This is a genomic window from uncultured Reyranella sp. (assembly GCF_945957355.1).
Classification (GTDB): Bacteria; Pseudomonadota; Alphaproteobacteria; order Reyranellales; family Reyranellaceae; genus Reyranella.
In genome coordinates, this window is the sequence record NZ_CAMFKM010000002.1 from 198023 (window position 1) to 224676 (window position 26654).

Annotated in this window: 31 protein-coding genes; 11 read left to right on the top strand and 20 right to left on the bottom strand. The window is 66.7% G+C overall.

Annotation, left to right across the window (positions count from 1 at the left end; translation table 11 throughout):
• Positions 1–9: 9 nt before the first annotated feature.
• The 10 genes from Q0Q48_RS04035 to Q0Q48_RS04080 all read right to left on the bottom strand — a co-directional run bounded on the left by Q0Q48_RS04035 (position 10) and on the right by Q0Q48_RS04080 (position 10281).
• Positions 10–1056, bottom strand: coding sequence for an ABC transporter ATP-binding protein (locus Q0Q48_RS04035; RefSeq protein WP_295134394.1), 1047 nt, complete (start codon positions 1054–1056; stop codon positions 10–12).
• Positions 1053–1859, bottom strand: a complete 807-nt coding sequence (locus tag Q0Q48_RS04040) for an ABC transporter permease subunit (protein WP_295134397.1) — start codon at positions 1857–1859, stop codon at positions 1053–1055. The genes Q0Q48_RS04035 and Q0Q48_RS04040 overlap by 4 nt, the downstream gene beginning before the upstream one ends.
• A gap of 1 nt (position 1860) precedes the next feature.
• Positions 1861–2679 carry an ABC transporter permease gene (locus Q0Q48_RS04045; RefSeq protein ID WP_295134400.1) on the bottom strand — a complete coding sequence of 273 codons (819 nt, stop codon included), beginning with the start codon at positions 2677–2679 and terminating at the stop codon, positions 1861–1863.
• A gap of 78 nt (positions 2680–2757) precedes the next feature.
• On the bottom strand, positions 2758–3765 hold the full coding sequence (locus Q0Q48_RS04050; protein ID WP_295135201.1) for an extracellular solute-binding protein: 1008 nt from the start codon (positions 3763–3765) through the stop codon (positions 2758–2760).
• Between the two features lie 7 nt (positions 3766–3772).
• Positions 3773–4621 carry a DeoR/GlpR family DNA-binding transcription regulator gene (locus Q0Q48_RS04055; protein WP_295134403.1) on the bottom strand — a complete coding sequence of 283 codons (849 nt, stop codon included), beginning with the start codon at positions 4619–4621 and terminating at the stop codon, positions 3773–3775.
• 162 nt (positions 4622–4783) lie between these two features.
• Positions 4784–5746 carry an ABC transporter ATP-binding protein gene (locus tag Q0Q48_RS04060; protein WP_295134406.1) on the bottom strand — a complete coding sequence of 321 codons (963 nt, stop codon included), beginning with the start codon at positions 5744–5746 and terminating at the stop codon, positions 4784–4786.
• Positions 5743–6777: an oligopeptide/dipeptide ABC transporter ATP-binding protein gene (locus tag Q0Q48_RS04065; RefSeq protein ID WP_295134409.1), complete on the bottom strand. Its 1035-nt coding sequence runs from the start codon at positions 6775–6777 to the stop codon at positions 5743–5745. Before Q0Q48_RS04065 ends, Q0Q48_RS04060 begins: the two co-directional genes overlap by 4 nt.
• A 1-nt stretch (position 6778) precedes the next feature.
• A complete protein-coding gene (locus Q0Q48_RS04070; RefSeq protein WP_295134412.1) occupies positions 6779–7687 on the bottom strand; it encodes an ABC transporter permease in 909 nt (302 codons plus the stop codon).
• A gap of 4 nt (positions 7688–7691) precedes the next feature.
• Positions 7692–8645, bottom strand: a complete 954-nt coding sequence (locus tag Q0Q48_RS04075) for an ABC transporter permease (protein ID WP_295134416.1) — start codon at positions 8643–8645, stop codon at positions 7692–7694.
• A 31-nt stretch (positions 8646–8676) separates the two neighbouring features.
• The gene (locus Q0Q48_RS04080; RefSeq protein WP_295134419.1) at positions 8677–10281 is read right to left on the bottom strand and encodes an ABC transporter substrate-binding protein; all 1605 of its coding nucleotides are present in this window, start codon (positions 10279–10281) and stop codon (positions 8677–8679) included.
• Between the two features lie 138 nt (positions 10282–10419).
• On the opposite strand from Q0Q48_RS04080, the gene Q0Q48_RS04085 reads away from it, so the two are divergent.
• Genes Q0Q48_RS04085 through Q0Q48_RS04095 form a run of 3 tightly spaced genes read left to right on the top strand, consistent with a single transcriptional unit; the run spans position 10420 to position 13646 of the window.
• Positions 10420–10614 carry a hypothetical protein gene (locus Q0Q48_RS04085; protein ID WP_295134422.1) on the top strand — a complete coding sequence of 65 codons (195 nt, stop codon included), beginning with the start codon at positions 10420–10422 and terminating at the stop codon, positions 10612–10614.
• A gap of 8 nt (positions 10615–10622) precedes the next feature.
• Complete coding sequence (locus Q0Q48_RS04090; protein WP_295134425.1) at positions 10623–12035, top strand: amidase; 1413 nt, start codon at positions 10623–10625, stop codon at positions 12033–12035.
• A gap of 15 nt (positions 12036–12050) precedes the next feature.
• Positions 12051–13646, top strand: coding sequence for an ABC transporter substrate-binding protein (locus tag Q0Q48_RS04095; protein WP_295134428.1), 1596 nt, complete (start codon positions 12051–12053; stop codon positions 13644–13646).
• Positions 13647–13649: 3 nt separating this feature from the next.
• On the opposite strand, the gene Q0Q48_RS04100 is transcribed toward Q0Q48_RS04095, so the two are convergent.
• Positions 13650–14579 carry a phosphotransferase gene (locus tag Q0Q48_RS04100; RefSeq protein ID WP_295134430.1) on the bottom strand — a complete coding sequence of 310 codons (930 nt, stop codon included), beginning with the start codon at positions 14577–14579 and terminating at the stop codon, positions 13650–13652.
• A 97-nt stretch (positions 14580–14676) separates the two neighbouring features.
• Positions 14677–15396: a haloacid dehalogenase type II gene (locus tag Q0Q48_RS04105; RefSeq protein ID WP_295134433.1), complete on the bottom strand. Its 720-nt coding sequence runs from the start codon at positions 15394–15396 to the stop codon at positions 14677–14679.
• A 16-nt stretch (positions 15397–15412) separates the two neighbouring features.
• Here Q0Q48_RS04105 and Q0Q48_RS04110 point away from each other — a divergent pair, with 16 nt between their 5' ends.
• Both Q0Q48_RS04110 and Q0Q48_RS04115 read left to right on the top strand, forming a co-directional pair.
• Positions 15413–16006, top strand: coding sequence for a DNA-3-methyladenine glycosylase I (locus Q0Q48_RS04110; protein ID WP_295134436.1), 594 nt, complete (start codon positions 15413–15415; stop codon positions 16004–16006).
• A gap of 2 nt (positions 16007–16008) precedes the next feature.
• Positions 16009–17469: a M81 family metallopeptidase gene (locus tag Q0Q48_RS04115; protein WP_295134439.1), complete on the top strand. Its 1461-nt coding sequence runs from the start codon at positions 16009–16011 to the stop codon at positions 17467–17469.
• 3 nt (positions 17470–17472) lie between these two features.
• On the opposite strand, the gene Q0Q48_RS04120 is transcribed toward Q0Q48_RS04115, so the two are convergent.
• Positions 17473–17742, bottom strand: a complete 270-nt coding sequence (locus Q0Q48_RS04120) for a DUF3303 family protein (protein WP_295134442.1) — start codon at positions 17740–17742, stop codon at positions 17473–17475.
• Between the two features lie 56 nt (positions 17743–17798).
• Between Q0Q48_RS04120 and dapB the strand changes: the two genes are divergently transcribed.
• The gene (dapB, locus tag Q0Q48_RS04125) at positions 17799–18596 is read left to right on the top strand and encodes a 4-hydroxy-tetrahydrodipicolinate reductase (RefSeq protein WP_295134445.1); all 798 of its coding nucleotides are present in this window, start codon (positions 17799–17801) and stop codon (positions 18594–18596) included.
• Between the two features lie 31 nt (positions 18597–18627).
• Positions 18628–19074, top strand: coding sequence for a hypothetical protein (locus Q0Q48_RS04130; protein WP_295134448.1), 447 nt, complete (start codon positions 18628–18630; stop codon positions 19072–19074).
• Between the two features lie 56 nt (positions 19075–19130).
• Here Q0Q48_RS04130 and Q0Q48_RS04135 read toward each other — a convergent pair whose 3' ends face one another.
• Positions 19131–19619: a DUF2244 domain-containing protein gene (locus Q0Q48_RS04135; protein WP_295134451.1), complete on the bottom strand. Its 489-nt coding sequence runs from the start codon at positions 19617–19619 to the stop codon at positions 19131–19133.
• A 22-nt stretch (positions 19620–19641) separates the two neighbouring features.
• Here Q0Q48_RS04135 and nth point away from each other — a divergent pair, with 22 nt between their 5' ends.
• Entirely contained in the window at positions 19642–20280 is a 639-nt protein-coding gene (nth, locus tag Q0Q48_RS04140) for an endonuclease III (RefSeq protein WP_295134454.1), read from the top strand.
• Here the strand turns inward: nth and Q0Q48_RS04145 are convergent.
• Positions 20255–21184: a LysR family transcriptional regulator gene (locus Q0Q48_RS04145; RefSeq protein ID WP_295134457.1), complete on the bottom strand. Its 930-nt coding sequence runs from the start codon at positions 21182–21184 to the stop codon at positions 20255–20257. The genes nth and Q0Q48_RS04145 overlap by 26 nt on opposite strands.
• Positions 21185–21264: 80 nt before the next feature.
• On the opposite strand from Q0Q48_RS04145, the gene Q0Q48_RS04150 reads away from it, so the two are divergent.
• Positions 21265–22191: an AEC family transporter gene (locus tag Q0Q48_RS04150; RefSeq protein WP_295134460.1), complete on the top strand. Its 927-nt coding sequence runs from the start codon at positions 21265–21267 to the stop codon at positions 22189–22191.
• On the opposite strand, the gene Q0Q48_RS04155 is transcribed toward Q0Q48_RS04150, so the two are convergent.
• Together Q0Q48_RS04155 and Q0Q48_RS04160 are read right to left on the bottom strand one after the other, a co-directional pair.
• Positions 22188–22682: a DUF6151 family protein gene (locus tag Q0Q48_RS04155; protein WP_295134463.1), complete on the bottom strand. Its 495-nt coding sequence runs from the start codon at positions 22680–22682 to the stop codon at positions 22188–22190. The genes Q0Q48_RS04150 and Q0Q48_RS04155 overlap by 4 nt on opposite strands.
• On the bottom strand, positions 22679–23125 hold the full coding sequence (locus Q0Q48_RS04160; protein ID WP_295134465.1) for a MarR family transcriptional regulator: 447 nt from the start codon (positions 23123–23125) through the stop codon (positions 22679–22681). The genes Q0Q48_RS04155 and Q0Q48_RS04160 overlap by 4 nt, the downstream gene beginning before the upstream one ends.
• Before the next feature lie 61 nt (positions 23126–23186).
• On the opposite strand from Q0Q48_RS04160, the gene Q0Q48_RS04165 reads away from it, so the two are divergent.
• Both Q0Q48_RS04165 and Q0Q48_RS04170 read left to right on the top strand, forming a co-directional pair.
• Positions 23187–23900: a DUF1428 domain-containing protein gene (locus tag Q0Q48_RS04165; RefSeq protein ID WP_295134468.1), complete on the top strand. Its 714-nt coding sequence runs from the start codon at positions 23187–23189 to the stop codon at positions 23898–23900.
• Between the two features lie 10 nt (positions 23901–23910).
• Entirely contained in the window at positions 23911–24393 is a 483-nt protein-coding gene (locus Q0Q48_RS04170; protein WP_295134471.1) for a VOC family protein, read from the top strand.
• A 22-nt stretch (positions 24394–24415) separates the two neighbouring features.
• On the opposite strand, the gene Q0Q48_RS04175 is transcribed toward Q0Q48_RS04170, so the two are convergent.
• Genes Q0Q48_RS04175 through nudB form a run of 3 tightly spaced genes read right to left on the bottom strand, consistent with a single transcriptional unit; the run spans position 24416 to position 26635 of the window.
• Positions 24416–24733 carry a monooxygenase gene (locus Q0Q48_RS04175; protein WP_295134474.1) on the bottom strand — a complete coding sequence of 106 codons (318 nt, stop codon included), beginning with the start codon at positions 24731–24733 and terminating at the stop codon, positions 24416–24418.
• 11 nt (positions 24734–24744) lie between these two features.
• A complete protein-coding gene (locus Q0Q48_RS04180; protein WP_295134477.1) occupies positions 24745–26139 on the bottom strand; it encodes an MFS transporter in 1395 nt (464 codons plus the stop codon).
• Between the two features lie 58 nt (positions 26140–26197).
• A complete protein-coding gene (nudB, locus tag Q0Q48_RS04185; protein ID WP_295134480.1) occupies positions 26198–26635 on the bottom strand; it encodes a dihydroneopterin triphosphate diphosphatase in 438 nt (145 codons plus the stop codon).
• Between the last annotated feature and the right edge of the window lie 19 nt (positions 26636–26654).

The following is a 26654-nucleotide window of genomic DNA, read 5'->3' on the forward strand; positions in this document are numbered from 1 at the left end:
GCGGGCTCCTCACAGCACCAGCAGGCCGCGGGGATCGATGGCGAGCCCGACCGGATCGCCATGGCTGAACTCGCGCCGCGCGGTGCTCTCGATCACCAGCGGCTGCGCTTCGCCCACGTCCACGAACAGACGCGTACGATCGCCCAGGAAGAAGGCGGCGGCGACCGTGCCGTTCAGCCCGGTAGCCTCGCCGCTTTCGACGACGCGGATGTCCTCGGGCCGGAACAGGATCTCGGTGGCGGTGGCCGGCGCGTCGGCCCAGGCGACACGACCGGCCTTGCAGGAGAACGCGCCGTTGCTGATCGAGCCGGTCAGGCGGTTCATCGTGCCGATGAATTCGGCGACGAAGCGCGTCGCCGGTCGCTGGTAGATGTCGCGCGGCTTGCCGATCTGGGCGACGCGGCCATGTTCCATGACGACGATGCGATCGCCCAGCGCCATCGCCTCGGCCTGGTCGTGCGTCACGTAGATCGCGGTGATGCCGAGCGAGCGCAGCAGCGAGTCGATCTCCAGGCGCAGCGTGTCGCGCAGCTTGGCATCCAGCGCCGTCAGCGGCTCGTCGAGCAGCAGCGCCCGCGGCCGGACCGCGATGGCGCGCGCCAGTGCCACGCGCTGCCGCTGGCCGCCCGAGAGCTGGTCGATGCGGCGGTCGGCGAGACGCGTGATCTGCATCATCGCCAGCATCTCCGAGACGCGCGCCCTGATCTCCGCGTCCGGCACCTTCCGGATCTTCAGGCCGTAGCCGACGTTGCCGGCGACGGTCATGTTGGGAAACAGCGCATAGGACTGGAACACCATGCCGACGTTGCGCTGCTCGATCGGCAGGTGCGTGACGTCGGTGCCGTCGAACAGCACCTTGCCGCCGGCGTCGGGCTCTTCGAGGCCGGCGATGATGCGCAGCGTCGTCGTCTTGCCGCAGCCCGAGGGGCCGAGGAAGACGACCGTCTCGCCCGCGTTGATGGCGAAGTCGAGCGGCTCGAGCGCACGGGTGCCGTCAGCGAAGGTCTTGGCGCAGTTCGTCAGGGAAATGGATACTGGTTTGGCGGTGTCGGTCATTCGGAATCCTCTGCCACGAACTTCGCCGGACGCGGCTTGGCGAAAGCCTGCAGCGCCAGCAGGAGCGGCATGATCATCAGGAAGAAGACGAGGGTGTAGGCGCTGCCGACTTCCAGCCGCAGCGAGGCATAGGCGTCGGCGAGACCCACCGGCAGCGTCTTGGTGAAGGGCGTGTGCAGCAGCCAGGTCATGTTGAACTCGCCCATGGAGAGCGTCACGACCATCAGCGAACCGGCGAGGATGCCCTGACGGCAGTTCGGCAGCACGATGTCGCGGAAGCGCGGCCAGAAGCCGGCGCCGAGCGACGCTGCGCCCTCTTCGAGCGTCTTGAGGTCGATGGCGCTCAGCACCGCCAGCACACTGCGCACCATGAAGGGCAGGGTGAACAACACGTGGCCGACCAGGATGAAGGCCCACGAGGTGCGGAAGCCCGACAGGCTGCCGTAGGTGACGATCAGCGCCAGCGCGGTCGCGAGCCCCGGCACCGCCACCGGCAGCACCAGCATCTCCTCCAGCGCGCGGGTCAGCGCGTTCTGCCGCTTGGCCAGCACATAGGCCGCCGGGATGCCGATCACCAGGGTGACGGCGAGACAGGCGAGCGACAGGCCAATCGAGAGGAAAATCGTGTCGCGATAGCCGCTCCACACTTCCATGACCCAACGCAGGGTGAGGCCGCTCTCGATGCCGACGAAGTAGTTGACCGTGAGGCCGGCCATGATCGAGAGGACCACCGGCACCACGAGGAAGGCCGAGACCAGCAGGGTGAAACCGAGCTGAAGGTAGAAGAGGCCGCGGCGCTTCATGTCAGCCTGCCGCCGCGACGCTGGAGCCGGCGGCCGTGCGCGCCAGCGCCAGTACCAGCCAGGTGACGATGCCCAGAACGAAGCTCAGGGCCGCCGCCATGGCGATGTTCGCCGACAGGGTGAACTCGGTGTAGATCACCATGGGCAGCACGTTGATCCTGGCGGCGAGCGTGAAGGCGGTGCCGAACGCGCCGACCGCCGTCGCAAAGCAGATCGCGCCCGCGGAGATGAAGGCGGGCTTCAGGCCGGGAATGATGACGTCCATCAGCACGCGCCACGGCGAAGCGCCCAACGAGCGGGCCGCCTCCTCGAGCTTGGGGTCGAGCTTCTCGGCGGCGGCCATCACGGTGAGGATGGTGCGCGGGATGGAGAAATAGACGTAGCCCATGAACAGGCCGGAGAGCGTGTAGGCGAAGACCAGCTTCTCGCCGGTCAGCGCCTGCGTCACCTGGCCGATCAGGCCCTGGCGGCCGGCCAGCATGATCACCATGAAGCCGATCACCACGCCCGGGAAAGCGAGCGGAAAGGTCAGCATCGACACCAGGAGGGCGTTGCCGGGAAACTTGTGCCGCTGCAGGAACACGCCGGAGATGCCGCTGATGACCAGCGTCGCCGCCGTGGTCGCCGCCGCCACGGCGAAGGTCGAGACGAGGCTGCCGAGATAGAGGTCGTCGGTGAGGATGGCGGCATAGGCCGCCCAGCCGGTCTTGCCGCTGCCGCCGATGAAGAACAGGCGCGCCATCGGCAGCAGGAAGAAGGCCGCGAAGACGATGCCGGCGGGCAGCAGCAGAAGGATCAGTCGGCGGGTTTCGTGCCGCATGGTTGGCGGTTCCTCAAACGAGCAGAAGCGGGACGGCCTTGCGGCCGCCCCGCTGCGTTGTCGATGGCCTGTTGGAGTTCAGTTCACTTCCTTGCGGTAGCGCTCGACGATCTGCGGCTGCGCCTTGGCGAGGTTCTTCAGATCGACCGGCTTGGCGCGGGCATATTCCGCGTCGGGCAGGAACTTGGCCTTGGCCTCGGCCGACAGCCGGTCGGCGAAGACCGGGCGCAGATAGGCATTGCCCCACATCGCCTGGCTCTCGTCCGACAGGACGAAGTCGAGCACCTTCTTGCCGTTCTCGGCATTCGGGCCCTTGTTCACCAGCGCCATCACGTAGGGGAACACCAGCGTGCCTTCCTTCGGGATGACGAACTGCACCGGCGCCTTGTCGGTGTACTGGCCGCGATAGGCGTTGAAGTCGTAGTCGAGCAGGATCGGGATCTCGCCCGAGATCACGCGGGCATACGAGGTCTGCTTCGGCACGATCGGCTGGTTCTTGGCCAGTTCCTTGAAGAACTTGATGGCCGGATCGAGATTGTCGTAGGTGCCGCCCAGCGCCAGGTTGATCGCCATCACGCCGAGCTGGCCGACGGCGGCCGAGGTCGGGTCGAGATAGCCGACCAGGCCCTTGTATTCGGGCTTCAGCAGGTCGGCCCAGCTCTGCGGCACCGGCTTGTTGCCCAGTGCGGCCTTGTTCACGAACAGGCCGAGCGTGCCGGAGTGGATGGTGAACCAGTTGCCGTCGGGGTCCTTGAGGTCGGCCGGGATCTTCTCCCAGTTCTTCGGCTTGTAGGGCGTGAGGACGCCGGCATCCTTGGCCGGGTCGGCCGCGATGCCGCCGAGATAGGTGACGTCGGCCACCGGGCTGCCCTTCTCCGCGATCAGCGCGGCGATGGCCTGGCCGGAGTTCTTGTTGTCCGGCGGCACGGTGATGCCGAGCTTGGCCTGGATGGCCTTGAGCTGGGAGCCCCAGTCGGCCCATTCCGGCGGGCAGTTGTAGCAGATGGCCCGCTGCTGGGCGGCGGCGCCGGATACGGTGCCGAAGGCGGCGAGGCCCAGGGCGGCCGCGATGGCCAGTTTCTTCAGCATGAGATCAACCCCTCCTTGTTTGACTTGTCGAACCGTTGGACGCGTCGTCTTCCGGCCAGCAGACGAGCCGGACCCCGGCCTCGCGCAGCTTTCCGGCGATGGCGGCGGGCACCGGGCGGTCGCTGAACACCGCGCTCGCCTCGGTGATGGTGCCGCCCCGCACCGTGCCGCCGCGGCCGAACTTGGAATGATCGAGCACCAGGAAACGCTGGCGGCAGTGGGCCGCGAGCGCGCTGCGCATCGTCACCTCGTCGGTGCTGAAGTCGAGCAGGGTGCCGTCCTCGGCCACCCCGCCGACGCCGTAGATGCCGATGTCGGCGGCGAAGCGGCCGAAGAAGCCATGGGCCTCGCCCGCCACTACGTCGCGGTCGAGGTTGCGCAGGCGGCCGCCGGCGACGGTGATCTCGCAGGAGGCGCTGCGGCTCAGCGCCAGGGCGACGTTGAGATTGTTGGTCATTACCCGCAGGCCGGCATGGTCGGCCAGTGCCAGCGCGCATTGCTCGGGCGTGGTGCCGATGCCGAAGAACAGCGAGGCGCCGTCCGGCACCTCCCGCGCCACCAGCCGGGCGATGCGGCGCTTGGCGTCGATGTTCAGGACCTGGCGGGCGGGATAGGCGAGGTTCTCGCCCTCGGGCGGCAGCTCGACGCCGCCGTGGCGCCGGCGCAGCAGGCCGCGGTCGCAGAGCAGGTTCACGTCGCGCCGGATCGTCTGCGGCGTGACGCCAAACTGGAGAGCCAGCGCCTCGATCGACTGGAAGCCGTCCCCGCGGACGCGTTCGACGATGGCGCGGGCGCGTTCTTCCGCCTGCATTCCCGGATCCTGAGCCCGCTTCCTGTCCCGATCGATCTGCATGGTTCGAATGAACTCTGCAGGTCATTGTTTTCGTTCATATTACTTTCATATGAACATTCGAAGACGTCAAGCGAAGGGACGGCTGAGCGAAGCTCGGCCGGCTAAGCGGCAGGACATTGCCTTCGGCAATGTCCGGGAGCGCCGAAGGAAGAGCGAGCGGCCCTACGCCGCCAGCACGCAGCGCACGGCGTGTGCAGCTTCGACGTCGCGCAGCGACGGAACGGCCGTCGTGCAGTCGGGGCGCACGAACTTGCAGCGCGGGGCGAAGCTGCAGCCCGACGGGACTTCCGCGAGATCGGGCGGGGCGCCGGGGATGGATTCGAGGCGCTGGCCGCGCATGCCGTCGTGCACCGTCGAGGCCAGCAGGCCGCGGCTGTAGGGATGCTGTGGCGCGTCGACCATGCGCTCGACAGAGGCCATCTCGACCAGCTTGCCGGCATACATGACGCCGATCCGGTCGGAGACCTCGACGGCCACGCCGATATCGTGGGTGACGAAGATGACGCCGAGATTGAATTCGCGCTGCAGCTCGCGGACCAGCAGCAGCACCTGGATCTGCACCGTGGCGTCGAGCGCCGTGGTCGGTTCGTCGGCCAGCAACAGGGTCGGATTGCACGACAGGGCGAGCGCGATCATGGCGCGCTGGCGCATGCCGCCCGACATCTCGTGCGGATAGGCCTTGAGCCGCTGCGCCGGCGAGGGAATGCGCACCATCTCCAGCAGGTCCTTGGCGCGTTTCATCGCCTCGGTTTCGCTCTTTCCGGTGTGGCGGCGCACCGTCTCGGCGATCTGCTGGCCGATGGTGAAGACCGGGTCGAAGGCGGTCGCTGGCTCCTGGAAGATCATCGAGACCCGCTGGCCGCGCAGGTCGGAGAGCGCCTTGGGCGCCATGTCGAGGACCTCGTCGCCCTCGAGCTTGATGCTGCCGGACCAGCGCGTGCGATGCTCGGGATGCAGGCGCAGGATCGAGCGCAGGGTGACGCTCTTGCCAGAGCCAGATTCGCCCAGGATGCCGAGCGTCTCGCCGCGCGCGAGATCGAAGCTGACGCCGTTGACGGCGTGTACCGTCCGGTCGGGCGTGACGAAGGTGACGTGGAGATCGCGGACCTGAAGCAGGTTGGTCATGCCGCCCTCGCCTTGGAATGACCCGAGCCCGCCACGCGCATGTGACAGGCCACGGCCTGGTGCCCGGTATCGGCCAGCAGCGGCTCGGTGCGGGCGCAAACCTCTTCCGCGAAGGGGCAGCGCGTGCGGAACCGGCAGCCCGACGGCGGATCGATCGGGTTGGGCGGATCGCCCTGGATCGGCGCCTCCCTGGTGCGCTTGCGCGGATCCATCGACGGCCGGGCCGACAGCAGAGCGCGCGTATAGGGATGCTGCGGGTTGCCGTAGATCGCCTCCACGGGACCCAGTTCGACGATCTTGCCGAGATACATGACCAGCACGCGGTCGCTGAGATACTGCACCACGTTGAGGTCGTGGCTGATGAACACGTAGGTGAGGTCGAGCTCGGTCTTGAGGTCGACCAGCATGTTCAGCACCTGCGCCTCGACCGACTTGTCGAGCGCCGACACCGCCTCGTCGAGGATAATCAGCCGCGGCCTGAGCGCCAGCGCCCGGGCGATGTTCACCCTCTGGCGCTGGCCGCCCGACAGTTCGTGCGGATAGCGCGTGGCGTAGTTGGCCGGGTCGAGGCCGACCTTGCTCAAAAGGTCGCGAACACGCTCGCGCGCCTCGGCCGCCGGCAGGCCGTGCGCGCGCGGTGCGAAGGCCAGCGTCTCGGCGATGGTGAGGCGCGGATTGAGCGAGGCATAGGAATCCTGGAACACCATCTGCACCTGGCGGCGCAGCTCGTTCACCGTGATGCCGTGCGGTTCGTCGACCGGATCGCCGTCCAGCACCATCGTGCCCTGGTCGGGTTTGATCAGGCGGATCAGCAGGCGCGCCACCGTCGACTTGCCGCAGCCCGATTCGCCGACCACGCCCAGCGTCTCGCCCTTGGCGACCGAGAGGGTGAGATCATCGACCGCGCGCACGACCTTGGTGGTGCGCCCCAGGAGCCCGCCCGTGACCGGGAAGTATTTGCGCAGCCCGCTCGCCAGCAGCAGCGGTTGCGCCGGGCCGCCTCGATCCTCAATGGGAAGCAGCGTGTCCATGTCAGGCCTTCACATCCATGGCCGCGCGCAGGCCATCGCTCATCAGGTTGAAGCAGATCGAGGTCACGAAGATCATCACGCCCGGCAGCGCCGCGAGCACCGGATTGACGTAGATCGCCTGGCGCAGCGTGTTCAGCATCAGGCCCCATTCGGGCTCCGGCGGCTTCACGCCCAGGCCGAGGAAGCTCAGGCCGGCGGCGAGGATGATCGCGACGCTGATCAGCGACGTCGCATAGACCAGGATGGGCCCCAGCACGTTGCCCAGCACATGGACCCGCACGATGGTGAAGGCCGAGGCGCCGCTCGCCTTGGCGGCATCGACGAAGTCGAAGCCGCGCACCTGCGTGGTGACGCTCTCCGAGACGCGGCAGATCGGCGGGATGAACACCAGGGTGAGCGACAGCAGCGTGTTCTCGGTGCCGGCGCCCATCGCGCCGGACAGCGAGATCGCCAGCAGCACCGACGGGAAGGCATAGAAGACGTCCATGATGCGCATGATCGCCATGTTGGTCTTGCCGCCCACGAACCCGGCGAGAATGCCCAGGCTTCCGCCGATCAGGAGCGCAAAGACGACAGGCGTCACGCCCATGAACAGCGACAGCCGGCCGCCATAGATCAGCCGGGCAAACATGTCGCGTCCCAGCTCGTCGGTGCCCAGCCAGTGGTTGGGCGAGCCGATCGGATGCAGGCGACGCAGCATCGAGGTCTTGTAGGGATCCGCGAGGTTGAGGTACGGCGCGGCCATCGACGCCACGACCAGCAGGATCAGGATGGCCGCGCAGATCAGCGTGACCGGATCGCGGCGCAGGCGACGGCCGACCGATTGCCAGTAGCCGCGGCCGCCGGCCGTGGGCTTCGGCGTCACCAGGACGGCGCCACCGACATCGAGCGAAGGACTTTGCAGCGCCATGGGTTCAGCCTCGCTTGATGCGCGGATCGACCATGGTCTGGATGATGTCCACGGTCAGGTTGAGCAGCATGAAGAAACCGGCCAGCACCAGGGTCGTGCCCTGCAGGATCGGCAGGTCGCGTCGGAAGATGGCACTGTTCAGCAGGAAGCCGGTGCCCGGCCAGGCGAACACCGTCTCGATCAGGATCGAACCGCCGATCAGGTTGCCGGCCTGCAGGCCCATGACGGCGAGGCAGGTCGGGGCGGCGTTCTTGAGCACATGGAACAGGATACGGCTGTCGCGCATGCCCTTGGCCTGCAGCGCCGTCACGAACTCCATGTTGAGCGTTTCCTTCACGGTCGAGCGCACCGTGCGGGTGACGACGCCGAGCGGGATCACCGAGAGCGCGATGGTCGGCAGGACCATGTGGGCCAGGTGGGCACGATCGAACTGCCAGCCGGTGGAGTTCTCCGGTCCGATGCCCATTGGTGGCAGGGCCCCAAGCTCGACCGCGAAGATGATGACCAGCACGATCGCCAGCCAGAAGTGGGGCACGCTGACGCCGATCAGCGAGATCACCGTCACCAGGCGGTCGACGATGCGCGACTTCGCATAGGCAGCGGCGGTGCCCAGGATCACCGCCAGGGTGAAGGCGAACAGCGTGGCGGCGATCGCCAGGATGATCGTGTTGCCGAAGGCGCTGCCGACCTCGGAGGCGACCGAGCGGCCGGTGCCGATCGAGGTGCCGAGATCGCCGGTCAGGGTGACGCCGAGCCAGCGCAGGTACTGGACCGGCAGCGGCTTGTCGAAGCCGTAATATTCCTTGAGCTTGTCGACCACTTCCTTCGGCGCATCCGGTGGCACGATAGCCGAGATCGGGTCGCCCGGCGCCAAGTGTACCAGCGCGAAGACGAGCAGCGACACGCCGAAGGCGACGGGGATAAGGTAGATCAGGCGGCGTAGGGCATAGAGGAGCATTGCGGCCCGCCTCTTCTATTGTTGCTGGGAACTACTTGATTTCGACCGGCGTCAGGTCCTGGAACCAGCTCTGCGCCTGGACGAAGCCCTTCACCTTGGGGCTCATGGCGCGCGGGTTCAGGTCGTGCGCGATCCACACCCAGTAGGCCTGGTCGACGATGTAGCCGTGCACCTCGGCCAGCGCCTTGGTCTGCTCGGCCTTGTCGAAGCTCGTGTGCGCCTTGTTGATCATGGCGTCGAGCTTCTCGTCCTTCAGGATGCCCCAGTTGGCGCCGACCGGCGGCACGAAGTTGCTGTTCATCAGGCGCGTGAACGCCGAATAGGGATCGACCGTGGCGCGGCTGATGTTGATGCCGTTGACGCCCGCCTTCTTCGCATTCTCGCCGGTCACCGGCTGGAAGGAGAAGTTCACCAGCGCGTTCCATTCCATGACCTCGAACGAAGTGTCGAAGCCGACCGCGTTCAGGTTCTCCTGCACGTATTCGTTCATCGGCAACGGCAGCATCTGGCCCGAGCCCGAGGTCGAGATCGCGATCTTGATCTTGGGCTTCTTGGTGGCGCTGTAGCCGGCCTCGGCCAGTAGTTTCTTGGCCGCCGCCGGATCGTACTTGATGTCGAAGGCGGGCGTGCCGAACCAGGGGTGGCCCGGATAGACATGGCCCTTCGACTCGATCATCAGCCCGCCCAGCAGCTTGTTCAGGCCGGCGCGATCGATGGCGAGGTTGGCCGCCTTGCGCACGCGAATGTCGGTCCAGGGCGACCCTTCGACCATGCTGGGCTGGTAGGCCCAGTTGTGCGGATACTTGTTGGTGACGATGGTCATGCCGCCCTGCTTGAGGCGCGGGATGGCGTCGGGCGCGGGCACCTCGATCCAGTCGACCTGGCCCGCCAGCAGCGCCGCCGTGCGGGTCGCGGCTTCCGGCATCGGGAACAGGATCACCTTGTCGAGCTTCGGCACGCGCGCCTTTTCCCAGTAGTCGGCGTTGCGCGAGAGTTCCATGCGCTCGCGCGGCACGACGCGATCGACCTTGAACGGGCCGGTGCCCGACGGATTGAGTGCGACCTTGTTCCAGTCCTTGTCCTGCTTCTCCCAGTTCGCCGGGCTGGAATAGAAGACGTAGGACATGTCGTAGGGAAACAGCGAGTTCACGATGCGTGTCGTGAGCTCGACCGTGTACTTGTCGATCTTCCTGTATCCGACCAAGGTCGGAATGCGCGCCCGCACCTGCGCCATCTGCTTGCGGTCGAACTGCGGCGACTTGTCGTTCAGCACCTTGTCGAGGTTCCAGATCACGGCGTCGGCGTCAAAGTCCGAACCGTCGTGGAACTTGACGCCCTCGCGCAGCTTGAAGACCCATTTGGTCGGCTCGCCCTCGACCGGTGCCCAGGACACGGCGAGGCCGGGCCGGATGTCGGCGATCGTGTCGGCCTTCGACAGGTCCCAGTTCACGAGCGCGTCATAGATCGTGTAGCCGGCGAAGCGGAATCCCTCGAATCCCTGGTCGGGCTGACCGGTCGTCAAGGGAATGTCGGCGGCTGTCATGCCGATGCGCAGAGTGCCCTGCGAGAAGGCAGGCGTCGCCGTCGCTGCGAGGACCGCCAGGCCGGCGACAGTGACGCGAAGACGTTTGAACATTCACCACTCTCCGGTTCGGCAGTCCCAATGCGAGACGCTGTGCGTTCCGTCATGCAAGGGCCAAGCCAACGCAACATGTCCGCGCTAGGCGTGAGGCGGCATGTCGATTGCATGCGATTGAAGTTGCGGAGGGATGTCATGACATCGTCGACCAGGGCGCCAACGCTCGAGGAATTCCGGGCGCGCGCCGCGCTGACCGGTCTCACGCTGACCGAGGAGGACATCGGCCACCTGCACAAGGGCTATGTCGGCCTGCTCGGCCTGATGGAGCGCATCCCCGAGCGCTGGGCCTGGGCTGCCGAGCCGCCGCACGTCTTCCGCGCCGACGAGTAGAGTTTCCCATGACCGATCTGACGACGAGCGATCTCACGACACTGGGGATCGCCGAGGCCGGCCGCCTGATGGCGCGCGGCGAACTCACCGCGACGGCGCTGACCGAGGCGTTCCTGGCGCGCATCGAGTCCATCGATCGCACTCTCAACAGTTACGTCACCGTGACGGCCGACATCGCGCTGAACGCCGCGCGCCAGGCCGACATGGAGATGAAGGGCGGCCTGCGCCGCGGGCCGATGCACGGCATCCCGATCGCACTGAAGGACATCTACGAGACGGCCGGCATCAAGACGACCGGCCATTCGCACCTCAAGTTCGACTACGTGCCCGCCATCGACGCCGAGACGGTCCGCCGCCTCAAGGATTCGGGCGCCGTGATCCTGGGCAAGCTCGGCACGCATGAATTCGCGAACGGTGCGATGACAGCGGACCAACCCTTCCCGCCCGTGCGCAATCCGTGGAACACCGCCTATCAGCCCGGCGGCTCGTCGAGCGGCTCGGGCGCGGCGATCGCGGCCGCCCTCTGCATGGGTGCGATGGGCTCCGATACCGGCGGCTCGATCCGCAACCCGGCGGGCTATTGTGCCGTCGCGGGCATCAAGCCGACCTATGGTCTGGTGAGCCGTTGCGGCATCTTCCCGCTCTCCTTCAGCCTCGACACGGCCGGGCCGATGGCGTGGACGACGGAAGACTGCGCGCTGATGCTCGATGTGCTGGCCGGGCACGATCCCAACGACCAGGCCTCGGCGCACGCGGCCAAGGTCGATTACGGCGCTGCGGCGCAACGCCCGATCAAGGGCATGCGTATCGCGCTGGCGCGGAGCTGGTACGAGGGCTCCTACGGCAGTCTCTCCGACGACATGGCGGCGGGCATGGAGGAGGCCGTGCGCGTGATGCGCGATCTCGGCGCCATCGTCGAGGAAGTGACGCTCCCCGATATCCGCGACTATCACATCTGCGGCCGGGTCATCATCACGACCGAGGCGCACGCCATCCATCGCCGCGACGTGATCGAGCGCCCCGAGAAGTTCGGCTATACGACGCGGCGCCGCTTCCAGCTCGGCGCCTTCCTGTCGGCCGAGCAGTACCTCTCGGCGCTGCGGTTCCGCCGCAAGCTGCAGCAGGACACGCGCGCGGCGATGCGCGGCTACGATCTCGTGATGACCGCCAACCAGTGGGGGCCGCCGGAAGTCTTCGAGGACCCGGCGCCGATCTTCCACTTCCTGGGCAAACCCTCGCTCAGCATGCCCTTCAACGTCACCGGCCAGCCCGCGGCCACGGTGTGCTGCGGCTTCGATGCCGCCGGCCTGCCTCTCGCCTTCCAGCTGGCCGGCCGCGCGTTCGACGAAGCCAGCGTCCTGGCCGCCGGCGCCGCCTATGAACGCGCCACGCCGTGGCGTTCGCACCGACCGAAACTCTGACAGGAATTTTCCCTCATGAGCGTGTCCCGCCGTTCGTTCATTGCCGCCGGTGCGCTGGCGGCGCTGCCGCTGCCCGCTTTCGCGCAGGAAAAAGTCGTGCGCTTCGGCATTTCGATGGCCGACGTGCCGCTCACCACCGGCCAGCCCGACCGGGGCGCCGGGGCCTACAAGTTCACCGGCTACACGCTCTACGATCCGCTGGTCGCCTGGGAGATGGACGTCTCCGACCGGCCGGGCAAGCTGATCCCCGGTCTGGCCACCGAGTGGAAGGTCAGTGACGCCGACAAGACGCTGTGGACCTTCAAGCTGCGCGACGGCGTGAAGTTCCACGACGGCTCGGCCTTCAATGCCGATGCAGTAATCTGGAACTTCGACAAGGTGTTCGACACCAAGGCCCCGCAGTTCGATCAGCGCCAGGCCTCGCAGGTGCGGCCGCGCCTGCCGTCGGTCGCCAGCTACCGCAAGATCGACGACATGACCGTCGAGGTGAAGACCAAGGTCGTCGACGCGCTCTTCCCCTACCAGATGCTGTGGTTCCTGGTGTCGAGCCCGGCGCAGTTCGAGAAGCTCGGCAAGGACTGGAACAAGTTCGCGTCCGAACCGTCGGGCACGGGCCCCTTCAAGCTCGCCCGCCTGGTACCGCGCGAACGCGCCGAGCTGGTCAGGAACGAGGCGTACTGGAATCCCAAGCGCATTCCCAAGGCCGACCGCATGGTACTGGTGGTCGCCCCCGAGGGTGCGACCCGCACGGCTGCGTTGCTCTCGGGCTCGGTCGATCTGATCGAGACGCCGACTCCCGACACGGTCGATCGCCTGACCAAGGCCGGTATGAAGATCGTGCAGAACGTAACGCCGCACGTCTGGAACTATCACCCCTCGATGCTGCCGGGCTCGCCCTGGACCGACATCCGCCTGCGTAAGGCCGCCAACCTCGCGATCGACCGGAATGCGATTGTGCAGCTGCTGGGCGGTCTCGCCCAGCCGGCCTTCGGCCAGGTCGACAGATCGAGCCCGTGGTTCGGCAAGCCGAGCTTCGAGATCAAGTTCGCGCCCGACGAGGCGCGCACCCTGATGAGTGCCGCGGGCTTCAGCAAGGCGCAGCCGCTGAAGACGAAATTCGTTGTGGCCTCGGGCGGCAGCGGCCAGATGCTGTCGCTGCCGATGAACGAGGCCATCCAGCAGATGTTCAAGGACGTCTATATCGACCTCGACTTCAAGGTCGTCGAGCTCGAGGCGCTCTACACGGCGTGGCGGGCCGGCGCCAAGGCCGAGATGAACAAGGACGTTACCGCCAACAACATCGCCTACGTGACGTCCGATCCGCTCTACGCCTTCACGCGCTTCTTCGCCTCGAACCAGGGCGCGCCGGTCGGCGTGAACTGGAGCAACTATGCCAGCCCCGAGGTCGACAAGCTCATCGACCAGGCGCTGGCGGAGTTCGACCCGGCGAAGCAGGACGCGATCATGGCCAGGGTCCACGAGAAGGTGGTCGACGACGCCGTGCTGATCTGGGTCGTCCACGACACCAACCCGCACGCCCTGTCGCCCAGGATCAAATCCTACGTCCAGGCCCAGCACTGGTTCCAGGACCTCACGACGATCGGGGTGTGAGCCTCAGCCGGTGCGGAGGATTGCGGCCGCTTCATCGAAGGCCGGCGACCTGACGCCTTCGAGGAAGCTCCGCAGGGCCACCCGCGCGCCGATACGTTGAGCCTCAAAGGAATTCGAGGTCAGCCTTCCCTCGCGGAAGGCGGCGCTGAACTCCGCCGGCGAGGGGGCCGTCATGTCCGTCTCGGCGAAGTCCGGCTTCCTCTCGAGCACATACAGGCCGGTCGCGCAGCCATGGAAGAGCCTCACGAACTGCCGCATCAGAAAGACCCGGGCCCGCAACACGGAGTCGGAGGGCCGCCCGCGCCACGCCGTCAGCAGCGCCTCCTGCAGGTCTGGTGTGCCGGCGCGGTACATCGTCATGAGCGCGAGGTCCACCGCGGGATCGTTCCGGAACGCCGTCTCCCAGTCGATGAGCCATAGCCGGTCGCCGTCGAACAGGATGTTGCCGGGGTGCGAATCGTTGTGACTGGAGACGAGGCCGGATGCGTTCCACGGATAGGCCGCACGCAATCGATCGAATGCGTCACGGTGGGGACCGAGCAGGCCTCGGTAGAGACCGGTCGCCTGCAGGCGGTCGAGCAGGCCACCGAGCAGCGAAGGGTAGTCGGCGACGGGCGGGAACAGCTCCGTGACCTGGAGGCGAGCCGCGAGACTTCCGAGGGCGCGCGCCAGCGCCTCCGGCCCGCCGGGATAGGTGTCGAGCGGCCGACTCTCCACGAACGCCATGATCGCCACGCCGGCCTCGGGATCGTCATAAAGCATCGATGGCGCGAGGCCTGCCTCCGCCGCTGCGCGCATGCAGGCATAGGCGCGCCGCGGATCGCGGATCTCGTCGCGCAGGGAGGATTCGAGCCGCAGAATCCATCGCTGGCCGCCGACCTCGATGCGAAGAATCGAGGCCGAGGCGCCCGTCACGATTGGCTGCGTATTCACGACGGGCGCGGAGCCGAAGGCGGCGGTCAGCGCCTGGCGTGCTCGCGCGCGGCGATCGGGGGACAGGGTGGCAAGTGGATCGTCGATGTGCTCCCCCTCAGCAGCCGAGCTTCTTCGCGAGGTCGATCATCGACGTGCCCACCGCGTTCCAGTCACCCTCGGCCTTGAGGTCGTGCTTCTGGTTCGGGCCGTGTTCGGTGGGACGCAAAACGAAGCCCGTCGACAGGCCGCACTTCTGTGCGGCCGCCAGGTCGCCGTTGTGCGCGGCGACCAGCATCACCTGCTCGGGTTTCACGTACATGCTGTCGACCACGCCGAGATAGGCCTCGGGATCGGGCTTGTAGTGATGGAAGGTCTCGCCCGAGAAGCAGTGGTCCCAGGGGATGCCGCCGTTCTTGGCCATGTTGATCAGGAGCGCGACGTTGCCGTTGCTGAGCGTGGCCACGACGAACTTCTTCTTCATCATGCCGATGCCCTCGACCGAATCGGGCCACGGCCGGAGCTTGTGCCAGAGATGCGTGAACTCCCACGCGCCCTCCTCGCCCGGATGCTTGAGCCCCCGATTCTTCAGGAGCATCTCGAAGGCCTCCTTGTGGAGATCGTCGATGCGCGTCCATGGCAGCTCGCCCTTGCGCACGCGGCCCATCTGCGGCTGGTAGAGGCCGCGCCAGTCGTCGGCGAAGCTGGTCCAGTCGGTGTCGATTCCGTATTTCCTGCCGAGAGCGGGCAGATCCTGGATCAGGCTGCCGCGCCAGTCGACGACGGTGCCGAAGACATCGAAAATGCAGACCTTCAGATTGGCGGGAACCTTGGACATTGGGTAGCTTCCTCAAATGGTTTGGAAGCACGATAGAGTGAGCGGCGCGGACGGCAAGCCAAGATGCGGCTGGGTCTCCGACGATCCGCTCTACCGGGAATACCACGACACGGAATGGGGACGTCCGCTGCGCGACGACCGCGCGCTGTTCGAACTCCTGACGCTGGAAGGCTGTCAGGCCGGCCTTTCCTGGATCACGGTGCTGCGCAAGCGCGAGCACTATCGCAAGGTCTATGACGGGTTCGAGCCTGCGAAGATCGCGCGCTATCGCCCTGCGAAGCTGGAGAAGCTGCTGCTCGATCCCGGCATCATCCGCCACAAGGGCAAGATCGCCGCCAGCGTCAGCAACGCCCAGGCCTATCTCGCCCTGAGGGAGCGCGAAGGCTCCTTCGCGAAGTTCCTGTGGGGCTTCGTCGGCGGCAAGCCGAAGAAGAACCGTCCGAAGGACCTGAAAGCCGTGCCGGCGCGCTCGCCGGAAAGCGACGCCATGTCGAAGGCGCTGCAGAAGGCCGGATTCAAGTTCGTCGGCTCCACCATCTGCTATGCCTTCATGCAGGCTTCCGGCATGGTCGACGACCATGTCGTCGGCTGCCACTGCGCCAAGGAGTAATCGTGACAAAGCGTGTGTACATCGCGGCCCTCGGGACCGAGACCAACCAGTTCGTCCCCTTTCCGACCGGCCTGCGCGGCTACCAGGAGCATGGCATCTGGCACGGCGACGCCACGAAGCACGCGCCGACCAACTTCACGGCGCCGGTGCATGTCTGGCGCAAGGAGACCGAGAAGCGCGGCTGGACGGTGATCGAGGGCCTCTCGACCTTCGCCGCGCCCTCGGGCACGACCGTGCGCAAGGTCTACGAGGATTTCCGCGACGAGATCCTCGACGGCATCAAGGCCGCCCTGCCGCTCGACGCGGTACTGATCAACGTGCACGGCGCCATGGTGGCCGACGGCTACGACGACTGCGAGGGCGATCTCCTGTCGCGCATCCGCGCCATCGTCGGGCCCAAGGTCGCGATCGGCGCGGAGTTCGACCTGCACTGTCACCTGAGCGCCCTGATGCTCGACAGCGCCGACGTGCTGGTGGGCTACAAGGAATACCCGCACACCGACACGATGGAGCGGGCGGCCGAACTGTTCGCGATCATCGCCGACACGGTCGAAGGCAAGGTGAAGCCCGTAATGGCGCGCTACGACTGCCGCATGATCGCGCAATACCGCACCTCCGTGCCGCCGATCAGCGAGTTCGTGGTGCGCATGAAGAGCCTCGAAGGCAAGGACGGCATCCTCTCGGTGTCGCTGAGCCACGGCTTCTCCTTCGCCGATGTCGAGGATGTCGGCACGCGCACCCTCGTGGTGGCCGATGGCAACAAGGCAAAGGCCGAGGCGCTGGCCGAGCAGCTCGGAAAGGAGCTGTGGGACAATCGCGAGCGCTATGCCACCAAGTACCTGACCGTCGAGGAGGCGATGGACCGTGCCGCCTCGCACAACCAGGGTCCGCTGGTCCTGGCCGACCGCGCCGACAATCCCGGCTCGGGCGCGCCGGGCGATTCGACCTTTGTGCTGAAGGCGCTGGTCGAGCGCGAGATCGGCCCCGCCCTGTTTGGCGTGATGTGGGACCCGATGGCCTTCCAGATCGCCGAGGAGGCGGGCGAGGGCGCGCGCATCCGCATGCGGCTGGGCGGCAAGTCTGGCACGGTGAGCGGCGATCCGGTCGACCTCGACGTCACGGTGAAGAAGATCGCGCGCAACGTCTTCCAGCCCTACGGGCCGGTGATGTCGCCGCTGGGCGACATGGCGCTCTTGTCGTCGGAGCACGTCGACATCGCGATCTGCACGCGCCGCAACCAGACCTTCCACGCCGACGCCTTCCGCGCGGTCGGCGCCGAGCCGGCCGACTACCGCGTCGTCGTCGTGAAGTCGGCGCAGCATTTCTATAACGGCTTCGTCGGCGTCGCGAAGGAGATCCTCTACGTCGCCACCCCCGGCGCCGCCGACCCTGACGTCACGCGCTGGCCCTACACCAAGCGCAAGACACCGTTCTGGCCGAAGGTCGCGGATCCCTGGAAGTAGCCGCTACAGTAGCGGCTCCAGCGCCTCGCGCGTCGTCTTGCCTTCGACGACGGGCACGACCTCGAACTCGACCACTTCCTGCCAGTCGGCGATCCATTTCTGGAAGGTGGTGATGTCGTCGGTGCGCATCAGCTGGAAGCAGCGGCCGAGATCGGCCGTCACATAGCTCGCGACGAACTCGAGTCCGTCAGGCAGGCCGCGGCCCTTCTGCAGCTTGCGATAGACGGCCTTGCCGTCCTGGTTCTTCAGCTTCTCGATCACCATGAAGAGCATGTGTTCCCCTCGCGTTGAATTCGTTAGTTTACTCCAGGGAATTCGAGAGGAACGAAATGAAGATCGCCGTCGTCGGCGCCTCGGGGCGCATGGGCCAGATGCTGGTCCGCCAGATCGCACGGACCGAGGGCATGACCCTGGCCGCCGCCAGCGAGAGGCCGGGCAGCAAGGCACTGGGCAAGGATGCGGGCGAGCTTGCCGGGATCGAGCCGAACGGCGTGCTGATCGGCGACGACAGCGCCGCGGCCATCCGGGCCGCCGATTGCGTGATCGATTTCACGGTGCCGGAGGCGACGGTGGCGCATGCCAGGGTCGCCAGCGAGAACGGCGTCGCCATGGTGATCGGCACGACCGGCCTCGATCCTATCCAGACCAAGCTGATCCAGGACGCGGCGAAGAAGGTGCCGATCCTGTGGGCGGCCAACATGGCGCTGGGCGTCAACATCCTGCTGGCGCTGGTGGAGAAGACCGCGTCGATGCTCGATCCCAGCTACGACATCGAGGTGCTGGAGATGCACCATCGCCACAAGATCGATGCGCCCTCGGGCACCGCGCTGGCGTTGGGCCGCGCCGCCGCGGCAGGCCGCAAGGTCCAGCTCGAGGAGGTCTGGCGCAAGAGCCGCGACGGCCATACCGGCGCGCGGCCGAGCGGCGAGATCGGCTTCGCCACCCTGCGCGGCGGCGAGGAGGTGGGCGTCCACACGGTCTACTTCGCGGCGGCCGGCGAGCGGCTGGAACTCAACCACCGCTCCTTCAGCCGCGAGACCTACGCGGCCGGCGCGGTGACGTCGGCCAAGTGGCTGGAGGGCAAGAAGCCCGGACTCTACGGCATGAAGGACGTGCTGGGGCTTTAGGTTTCTCGCTCGCGGGAAGAGGCAATCCCTCATGAAGAAAGCGCGCGAGCAGGAACCAGACATGCAGATAGCTGGCCTTCATCTTTGGGTATTGGGCCGGGAATTTCCTGACAGCGAAGACTATTGGGACGGTAACTGGCTCCAAATAGAGGCGCTTGTCGAAACCCCTTCTGCGACCGTCAGGATAAGCGGGCCTTGCTTACGTACCGACGAAGTCGCAGGTTTTACAAGACAGCTGGAGGAGCTCTACGCGAACCTTCAGGGCACAGCTGAGCTGAATTGCATGGAGCCGAATCTGCGGCTTAAGGCAACCTGCGACAAATCGGGAAAGATGGAACTCTTCATCGAGATAACTCCGGACCACCTGACACAGAAGCACCAGTTTACCTTCTCGATTGATCAGTCTTATCTACCTGAAACTCTGAACGGCTGCAGACAGATCCTTGAGCGATTCCCGGTGAAGGGATCACCGGGCTAAGACGATAGATAACTCTCGGAGCGAATGCGTAGTCTCGGTATTGGCAATCCGGAAGCCTATTCGTCCCAGGCGTGGTCGTAGCGCGGGCTGCGCATATCGGCGAGGGCGGCCTTGAGCTGGTCGGCGACGCGCAAGCGCTCGTCGGGGCCGAGGAAGCGGCCGATCACGGCGCGATTGCCGCGTGAGGTGACCACCAGGCGCTCCTCGGTCGCCTCGACCTTCAGCCAGTAGGCATCGAGCCGCAGCTCCTCGCGCTCACCGTCGGGCGCGATCCGGACCACGACCAGGTCATGGTCGGTCAGGGTCAGCGTCTCGCTGCGCCTGGCGTCGAAATAGCTGCGCTGGAACAGCCACCACAGCAGGAAGACGTCGAGGCCCATGAAGCCGAAGACCGGCCAGGCGCCCATCAGGAACAGGGGCAGGCCGATCACGACGTTGGCCGCCACGGCGGCCAGCATGACGAAGCGGAAGCCATCCGCAGACAGGCTGCGATAGGGCTTCAGCGAGGTGGCGAAATGAACCGCCGGAACGGGCGCTTCGGTCATGGTATGGACCTATATGGCCCTGATGAAGACCGCCGTCATCCCCGACTTCTTTGCACGCCTCAAGAAGGCGATGCCCGAGCCCGAGACGGAACTGGACTACGACAATGTCTACCAGCTGCTGGTGGCCGTCGTGCTCTCGGCGCAGGCCACCGATGTCGGGGTGAACCGGGCCACCGGGCCCCTGTTCAAGTTCGTGAAGACGCCGGCCCAGATGGTGGCGCTGGGCGAGGCGAAACTGATCGACCACATCAAGACGATCGGCCTGTTCCGCACCAAGGCGAAGAACGTGATCGCGCTCAGCCACCTCCTGCTGGAGCGGCATGGCGGCGAGGTGCCGCGCACGCACGCGGAGCTGGAGGCGCTGCCGGGCGTCGGCCGCAAGACCGCCAATGTGGTGATGAACGTCGCCTATGGCGAGGCGACCATTGCCGTCGACACGCACATCTTCCGCGTCGGCAACCGTACCGGGCTGGCGCCGGGCAAGAATCCGCTGCAGGTCGAGCTGAAGCTCTTGAAGCGCGTGCCCGAGGAGTACCGGCTGCACGCCCATCACTGGCTGATCCTGCACGGCCGCTACACCTGCAAGGCGCGCACTCCCCTGTGTCCCGCCTGCGTCGTGAACGACCTCTGCACCTTCAAGGGGAAGACCGTCGCGGCCTAGTCTTGCGGGTCTTCGGCCGCTTCGGGGTCGAGGCCTCCTTCTTCGCGCCCTTCACGGCCTCGGCCAGCGCCGCGGCGAGACGGCCGCCCCGGCGGTCCTGGCGTTCCAGCATCACGATGTTGCGGATGAGCTGCGGTTCGCCGAACGGCAGGCAGGTGAGCTTCAGGCCGGCGAAGATCTCGTCGGACACCGCCAGCACGGCGACGCCCAGGCCCTTCTCGACCATGCGCAGGATGATGTCCTGGCTGTCGAGCACCATCTCCTCGTGGACCTCCACCCGCATGCGCCGCAGCTCGCGGTCGATGACGCGGCCGGCCCAGGCCTTGCTGTCGAAGCGGATGAAGGGCAGCTCCGACAGCAGGTCGCGCGCGCTGCGCTGGCCCTGACCCGGCGGCGCGAACAGCCAGAAACGGTCCTGGTAGAGCGGTGTCCAGACGAGGCCGGCCGGATAGGGCCGCACCGGCTCGGTGGTCAGCGCGGCGTCGAGCTCTCCGGCCGCGACCTTCTCGGCCATCTCCGCCGACAGGCCGACCGACACCGAGACGCGCGCGCGCGGATGGGCGCGGTTGAGGGCGACGAGCGCATCCGGCAGCACGCCCGCCAGCGCCGTCTGCACGGCGCCGACCCGCAGCCGGCCGGCGAGCGACCGCTCGTCACCCAGCGCCGCCGCGATGTCGTCGTAGAGCGCAAGCACCTCGGCGGACCGCGCCACGACGATCCGGCCAGCCTCCGTCAGCACCGGCAGGCGGCGCGAGCGATCGAACAGCGGCGCGCCGAACTCCTCCTCCAGTGCCTTCACCTGCAGGCTCACGGCCGACTGGGTCAGCCCGACCGCCTTGCCGGCGCCGGCGAAGGAACCATGACGGGCGATGGCCTGCAGCGTGCGGAGGGCGCGGAGCGACATGCAATTGATGATAAATTGTCATTGATCGATTGAGTATTCAGAATTTTTACTCGGGGTCGTCGGGGCGTACAGATCGGGCGATGAGCGCCGACGTGATCCTAGCCCTTCTGCCTATCGTCCTGCTGATCATGCTGGGCATGGGGCTGCGGCGCCTGCGCTTCCTCGCCGACGGATTCTGGCCGCAGGCGGAACGGCTCAGCTACTACGTGCTGGTGCCGTGCCTGTTCTTCCATAGCCTCGCCACGGCCAGGCTCGACTCGCTGCCGGCGCGCGAGCTCGTCACGACCCTGATCCTCTCGATCCTCGCCGTGGCCGCGCTCCTCGTCGCGTTGCGGCCGGTGCTGCGGGTCGACGGGCCCACTTTCACGTCGATCTTCCAGGGCGGCATCCGGTTCAACAACTATGTCGGCGTGACCCTGGCCGCCGGCCTGTTCGGCGCGCAGGGCCTTGCGTTGGCGGCCCTGTGCAGCGCCGCCATCGTGCCCACGGTCAACATTCTCTGCGTGCTGGTCTTCGCCCGCCACGGCGCCGCGAGGCTGAGCGGCCGCGGCATCGCCCGGCAACTGGTGACGAATCCGATGGTGCTCGGCTCCTTCGCCGGCATCGGTTTTCAGCTTCTCGGGCTCAGCCTTCCGGCTGGTATCGAGCCGGCGCTGCGGGCGCTCGGTGCGGCGTCGCTGCCGCTCGGCCTGCTCTGCGTCGGCGCGGCGCTGGAATTCGGCTCGTTGCGCGGCTGGATCGCGCCGGTCGCCACCTCATCGGCGATCAAGTTCCTGGCCATGCCGGTCGTGACCGTGCTCGTCGCCTCGCTCATGGGCCTGACCGGACCGGCGCTCGTCACGGCGCTTCTCTTCCAGGCCCTGCCGACGGCGTCCTCGGCCTACATCATGGCGCGCCAGCTCGGCGGCGACGCGCCGCTGATGGCCGGCATCACGGCGATGCAGACGCTCTTCGCGCTGGTCGCCCTGCCGTTCGTGGCCGCCGGCATCGGCATCCTCGCCGCCTAGCGGCCGAACATCATCGCGAGCCGCGCGCCCAACAGCTTCCAGATGAAGCTGAAGGCGAAGCTTTCGTGCGCCGGCACGTCCTGCGGGATATTGGCGGGACGGGGGGCGAACTTCGTGCAGATGCGCATGTCGAGCGGCCGCACCTTGCCGCGCAGGCGCGTCCGGAACAGCGGCATCCAGTGCTTCGCATCGTCGAAGCTCATCGCCAGCGCGGAATTGCAGCAGGTCGCGACCAGCCGGTTCGTCGCCGTCTTGTCGCGCAGCTTCAGCCTGGTCACGAGCCCGGCGCCACGCGTGCAGCGGACCCTATCCCTGCGATAGAGGACGCAGGCCGTGCCGCCGTCGGCGTCGAGCACGGGCGGTGCGTCGGGCAGCGCCTCGATGCGCCGCCCGCCTTCCTGGCAATCGTCGCAATAACAGACGACGGAGAGGATCGCGGGTTCGGTCGCCTCGTATTCGACCTTGCCGCAAGTGCAGGCGAGAAGTGTCATGCCAGCGCCCGCAGGCCGCTGCGCAATGCGTTGCCGTCGTGCGGCGTCACGAGACGGTCGATCTCGCCGTGCGTCTCCACCCAGATCGGCATCGCCGATTGCAGCATCTGGCGGCCGGCCGGCGTCAGAATGAGCCGTCGCACGCGGCGGTCGGCGGGATCGACGGCGATCTTCACGAAGCCACGCTGCTCCAGCGGCTTCAGGTTGGCCGTGAGCGTCGTGCGATCCATCACCAGCAATGCGGCGATCGAGCCCATCGACGGCGCCTCGGGCTGATTGAGCGAGGTCAAGAGCGAGAACTGGCCGCTGGTGAGACCAAGCGGTGACAAGGCCTCGTCGAAGCGCCGCGCCAAGGCGCGTGCAGCACGCTGCGCGGCGAAGCACAGGCAGTGGTCGTAGACGTGCAACGTCGTCTCGAAGGAGGCGTTCAGTTTCTTTGACATGATGCAATTACGTTGATATCAACCCATCGCGCTGAAATCAACCACCGACCAGGAGGACTTGATGACCTACGTGCAGGGATTCGTGTTGCCGGTGCCCGCCGACAGGAAGGAAGCCTATCGCAAGGCCGCCGCCGACTTCTCGCCGATCGCCAAGGAGTTCGGCGCCGCGCGCCAGGTCGAGGCCTGGGGCGACGACGTGCCGGACGGCAAGCTCACCGACTTCAAGGGCGCCGTTAAGGCCAGGTCCGACGAGGTCGTGGTCTTTTCGTGGATCGAGTATCCCAGCAAGGAAGTCGCCGAGGCGGCCCACCAGAAGGTGATGAACGACCCGCGCATGCATGACATGGAGATGCCGTTCGACGGACAGCGCATGATCGTCGCCGGCTTCACGCCGATCCTCGACGAGGCCGGCAAGACAGGGGGCAAGACCGGCTACGTCGACGGCTTCCTTGCGGCGGTACCGGCCGGCAACAAGCAGGCCTATCTCGACATGGCGAAGAAGGCCGCGGCCGTGTTCAAGGACTATGGCGCGGTCCGCATCGTCGAGACCTGGGGCGACAGCGTGCCCGACGGCAAGGTCACCGACTACAAGGGCGCGGTGAAGGCCACTCAAGACGAGAAGATCGTCTATTCGTGGGTCGAATGGCCGTCGAAGCAGGTCCGCGACGAGGGCTGGAAGAAGATGATGGAAGACCAGCGCATGAAGGATCATCAGATGCCGTTCGACGGCAAGCGCATGATCTACGGCGGCTTCGCGCCGATCCTCGACGTCTGAGGGCCGGAAGATGACTGTTCCCAAGAACACGATCTGCCTCTGGTTCGACAAGGATGCCGAGGACGCGGCGCGCTTCTACGCCGCGACCTTTCCCGACAGCAGGGTAATGGCCGTCCATCGCGCGCCGGGCGACTATCCGTCGGGCAAGAAGGGCGACGTGCTGACCGTGCAGTTCACGGTCTGCGGTATCCCCTGCCTCGGCCTCAACGGCGGGCCGATGTTCAAGCAGACCGAAGCCTTCTCGTTTCAGATCGCCACCGACGATCAGGCCGAAACCGACCGCTACTGGAACGCCATCGTCGGCAACGGCGGTCAGGAGAGCGCCTGTGGCTGGTGCAAGGACCGATGGGGCCTGTCGTGGCAGATCACGCCGCGCGCGCTGACCGAGGCGATGGCGGCCGGCGGCGACGAGGCGAGGCGCGCCTTCGAAGCCATGATGGGCATGAAGAAGATCGACGTCGCCCGGATCGAGGCAGCGCGTCGAGGCAACTGATGAACGACGCCGCCGATGCCGCTCAGGCGGCGTCGGCGGTGATCGTGTCGCTGTCGTTGTCGACCACGACGGCGGTCTCGAAATAGCGGATGTCGGGTGGAGCGCCGTAGCGTTCGGCGATATAGGCCTGCCACTGCGGCGTGTAGACCGCCTCGGCGTCGGCGCGGCTCTTCCACAGATAGACGCCGCCGCCGATCCGCTTCTCCGCGTCGAACAGGTAGTATTTACGGACCAGGCCCTTCATGCCGCGATACTTCGGCGCCGAACCCTTGAACAGCTCGGCGGCCTTCTTCGCGTCGACGTCGGCCGGCAGCTTGAAGTTCACGATGGCGGTGATCATGCGGTTCTCCTTCAGACTGTTGCGCGCTCCTCGCGCACCTTCCACAGCAGGATGAAGCCTACCACCAGGAAGAACAGGACGCAGGCCATGCCGATGCGGGTCGAGCCGGTGGCGGTCGTGACGATGCCGATGGCCAGCGGTGCCATCCAGGCGGTGGCGCGGCCCGACAGCGCGAACAGCCCGTAGAACTCTCCGGTCATGCCCGGAGGCGCGATGCGGCCGACCATGGTGCGGCTGGCCGCCTGCATCGGGCCCATGCAGAAGCCGAGGAGGAGCGCGAAGCCCATCAGGGTCTTCTCCTGCACCGACCCAAACAGGCCGCGCGTCGGACTGATGGGATCGACCGGTACGACGAACAGGATGTGCGTGGCGGTGACGCCGACGATGCCCAGGGTCGCCACGATCACGCCGGCGATCGCGAGCTGCACCGTGCGCTTGCTGCCGATCCAGTCGTCGAGCCGTCCGCCGAGGAACGCGCCGGGAATCGCAAACACGGTCAGGATGATGCCGAAGATTCCGAGCGTCACCGTGCTCCAGCCGAACGTCGCGGCAGCATAGACGCCACCGAAGGCGATGATGGCCGCGAGCCCGTCATTGTAGAGCATGAAGGCGATGAGGTAGCGCAGCACGTTGCCGAAGCGCGGGATGCGCTTCAGCGTCGAGACCAGCGAGCGGCCGCCTTCGAGCGCGGCGGTGAGCAGCGGCTGGCGGCGCGCACCGGCGGAGTCCGGCGTGAACAGGAACATCGGCAGCACGAAGATCATGATCCACAGCGCCGAGGCCGGACCGACCAGCCGCTCGAGTTCGTGCGTGGCGGGATCGAGGCCGAACAGCGGGCGGTCGTTCGAGGCCGCCAGGCCGAACATCGCGGGCATCGACACGGCGAGCACGACGAACAGCGAGACGAGGCCGCCGCAATAGCCCAGCCCCCAGCCGAATCCGCTCAGCCAGCCCATGCGCTCAGGCCGCACGATGTTAGGAAGCTGGGAATTGTTGAACACGATCGACATCTCGGCGCCGACGGTGGCCAGGATGACCGCCCAGCTGATCGGCAGGATGAGGTCGGGCCGGTTGGGATAGGCGAACCACAGGCCCGCGCAGCCCGCGACCAGCAGCAGCTGGAAGAGGAGAATATAGGGCTTTCGCCGTCCGCCCGCGTCGGCCATGGCGCCGAGGAACGGGCTCATCAGCGCGATCAGGATGCCCGAGGCCGACTGGGTGAACGCCCACGCCGACTGGCCCTTCACCGGATCGCCCACCAGCACGTTGGCGAAGTAGGGCGCGAAGATGAAGGTGGTGATGATGGTGAAGAAGGGCTGGTTCGCCCAGTCGAACAGCGCCCAGCTGAACTGGCCGAGCTTCGAGGCTTCACGGACGGGCGGCGCGGCCGCGTGAGAATCTGTCATGCGACCCCACTATGCCCGAGAGCAGGCACTCTTCATAAGCCCCCTGAGCGAGAGCCCTCTACGCTTTCACGCGCCGCTGCAGCTGCCAGATCGCGTCGCGGTTGGTGGGCGAGAAGACCTTTTCCATGGCCTCCTGCCAGGGCAGCCAGAGCTGGGCGACATGCTCGGACGGATCGAGGGTCGCCACCGTCTGCTCGGGCACCTGGAAACCGAAGACATGCTCGACATTGTGGGTGACGTCCGGCGCGTAGCGCGCCCGCCACTGCGCCCAGATCTCGTAGCGGTTGGTCTGACGCCAGTCGGTAAGCGTGCCGACCGCGAGGCCGGTCTCCTCCAGCAGCTCGCGGCGTGCCGTCGCCTCGAGGTCCGGGTCGTCGGGCTCGCGCGAGCCGGTCACGGATTGCCAGAGCCCGGTTCCCGTGCGTTCCAGCAGGAGGACGTCCAAACGCGGCGTGTGGACCACGACCAGCACCGATTCTGGGAGCTTGAAGGCCATCGCGAGCAGCATATAAGGT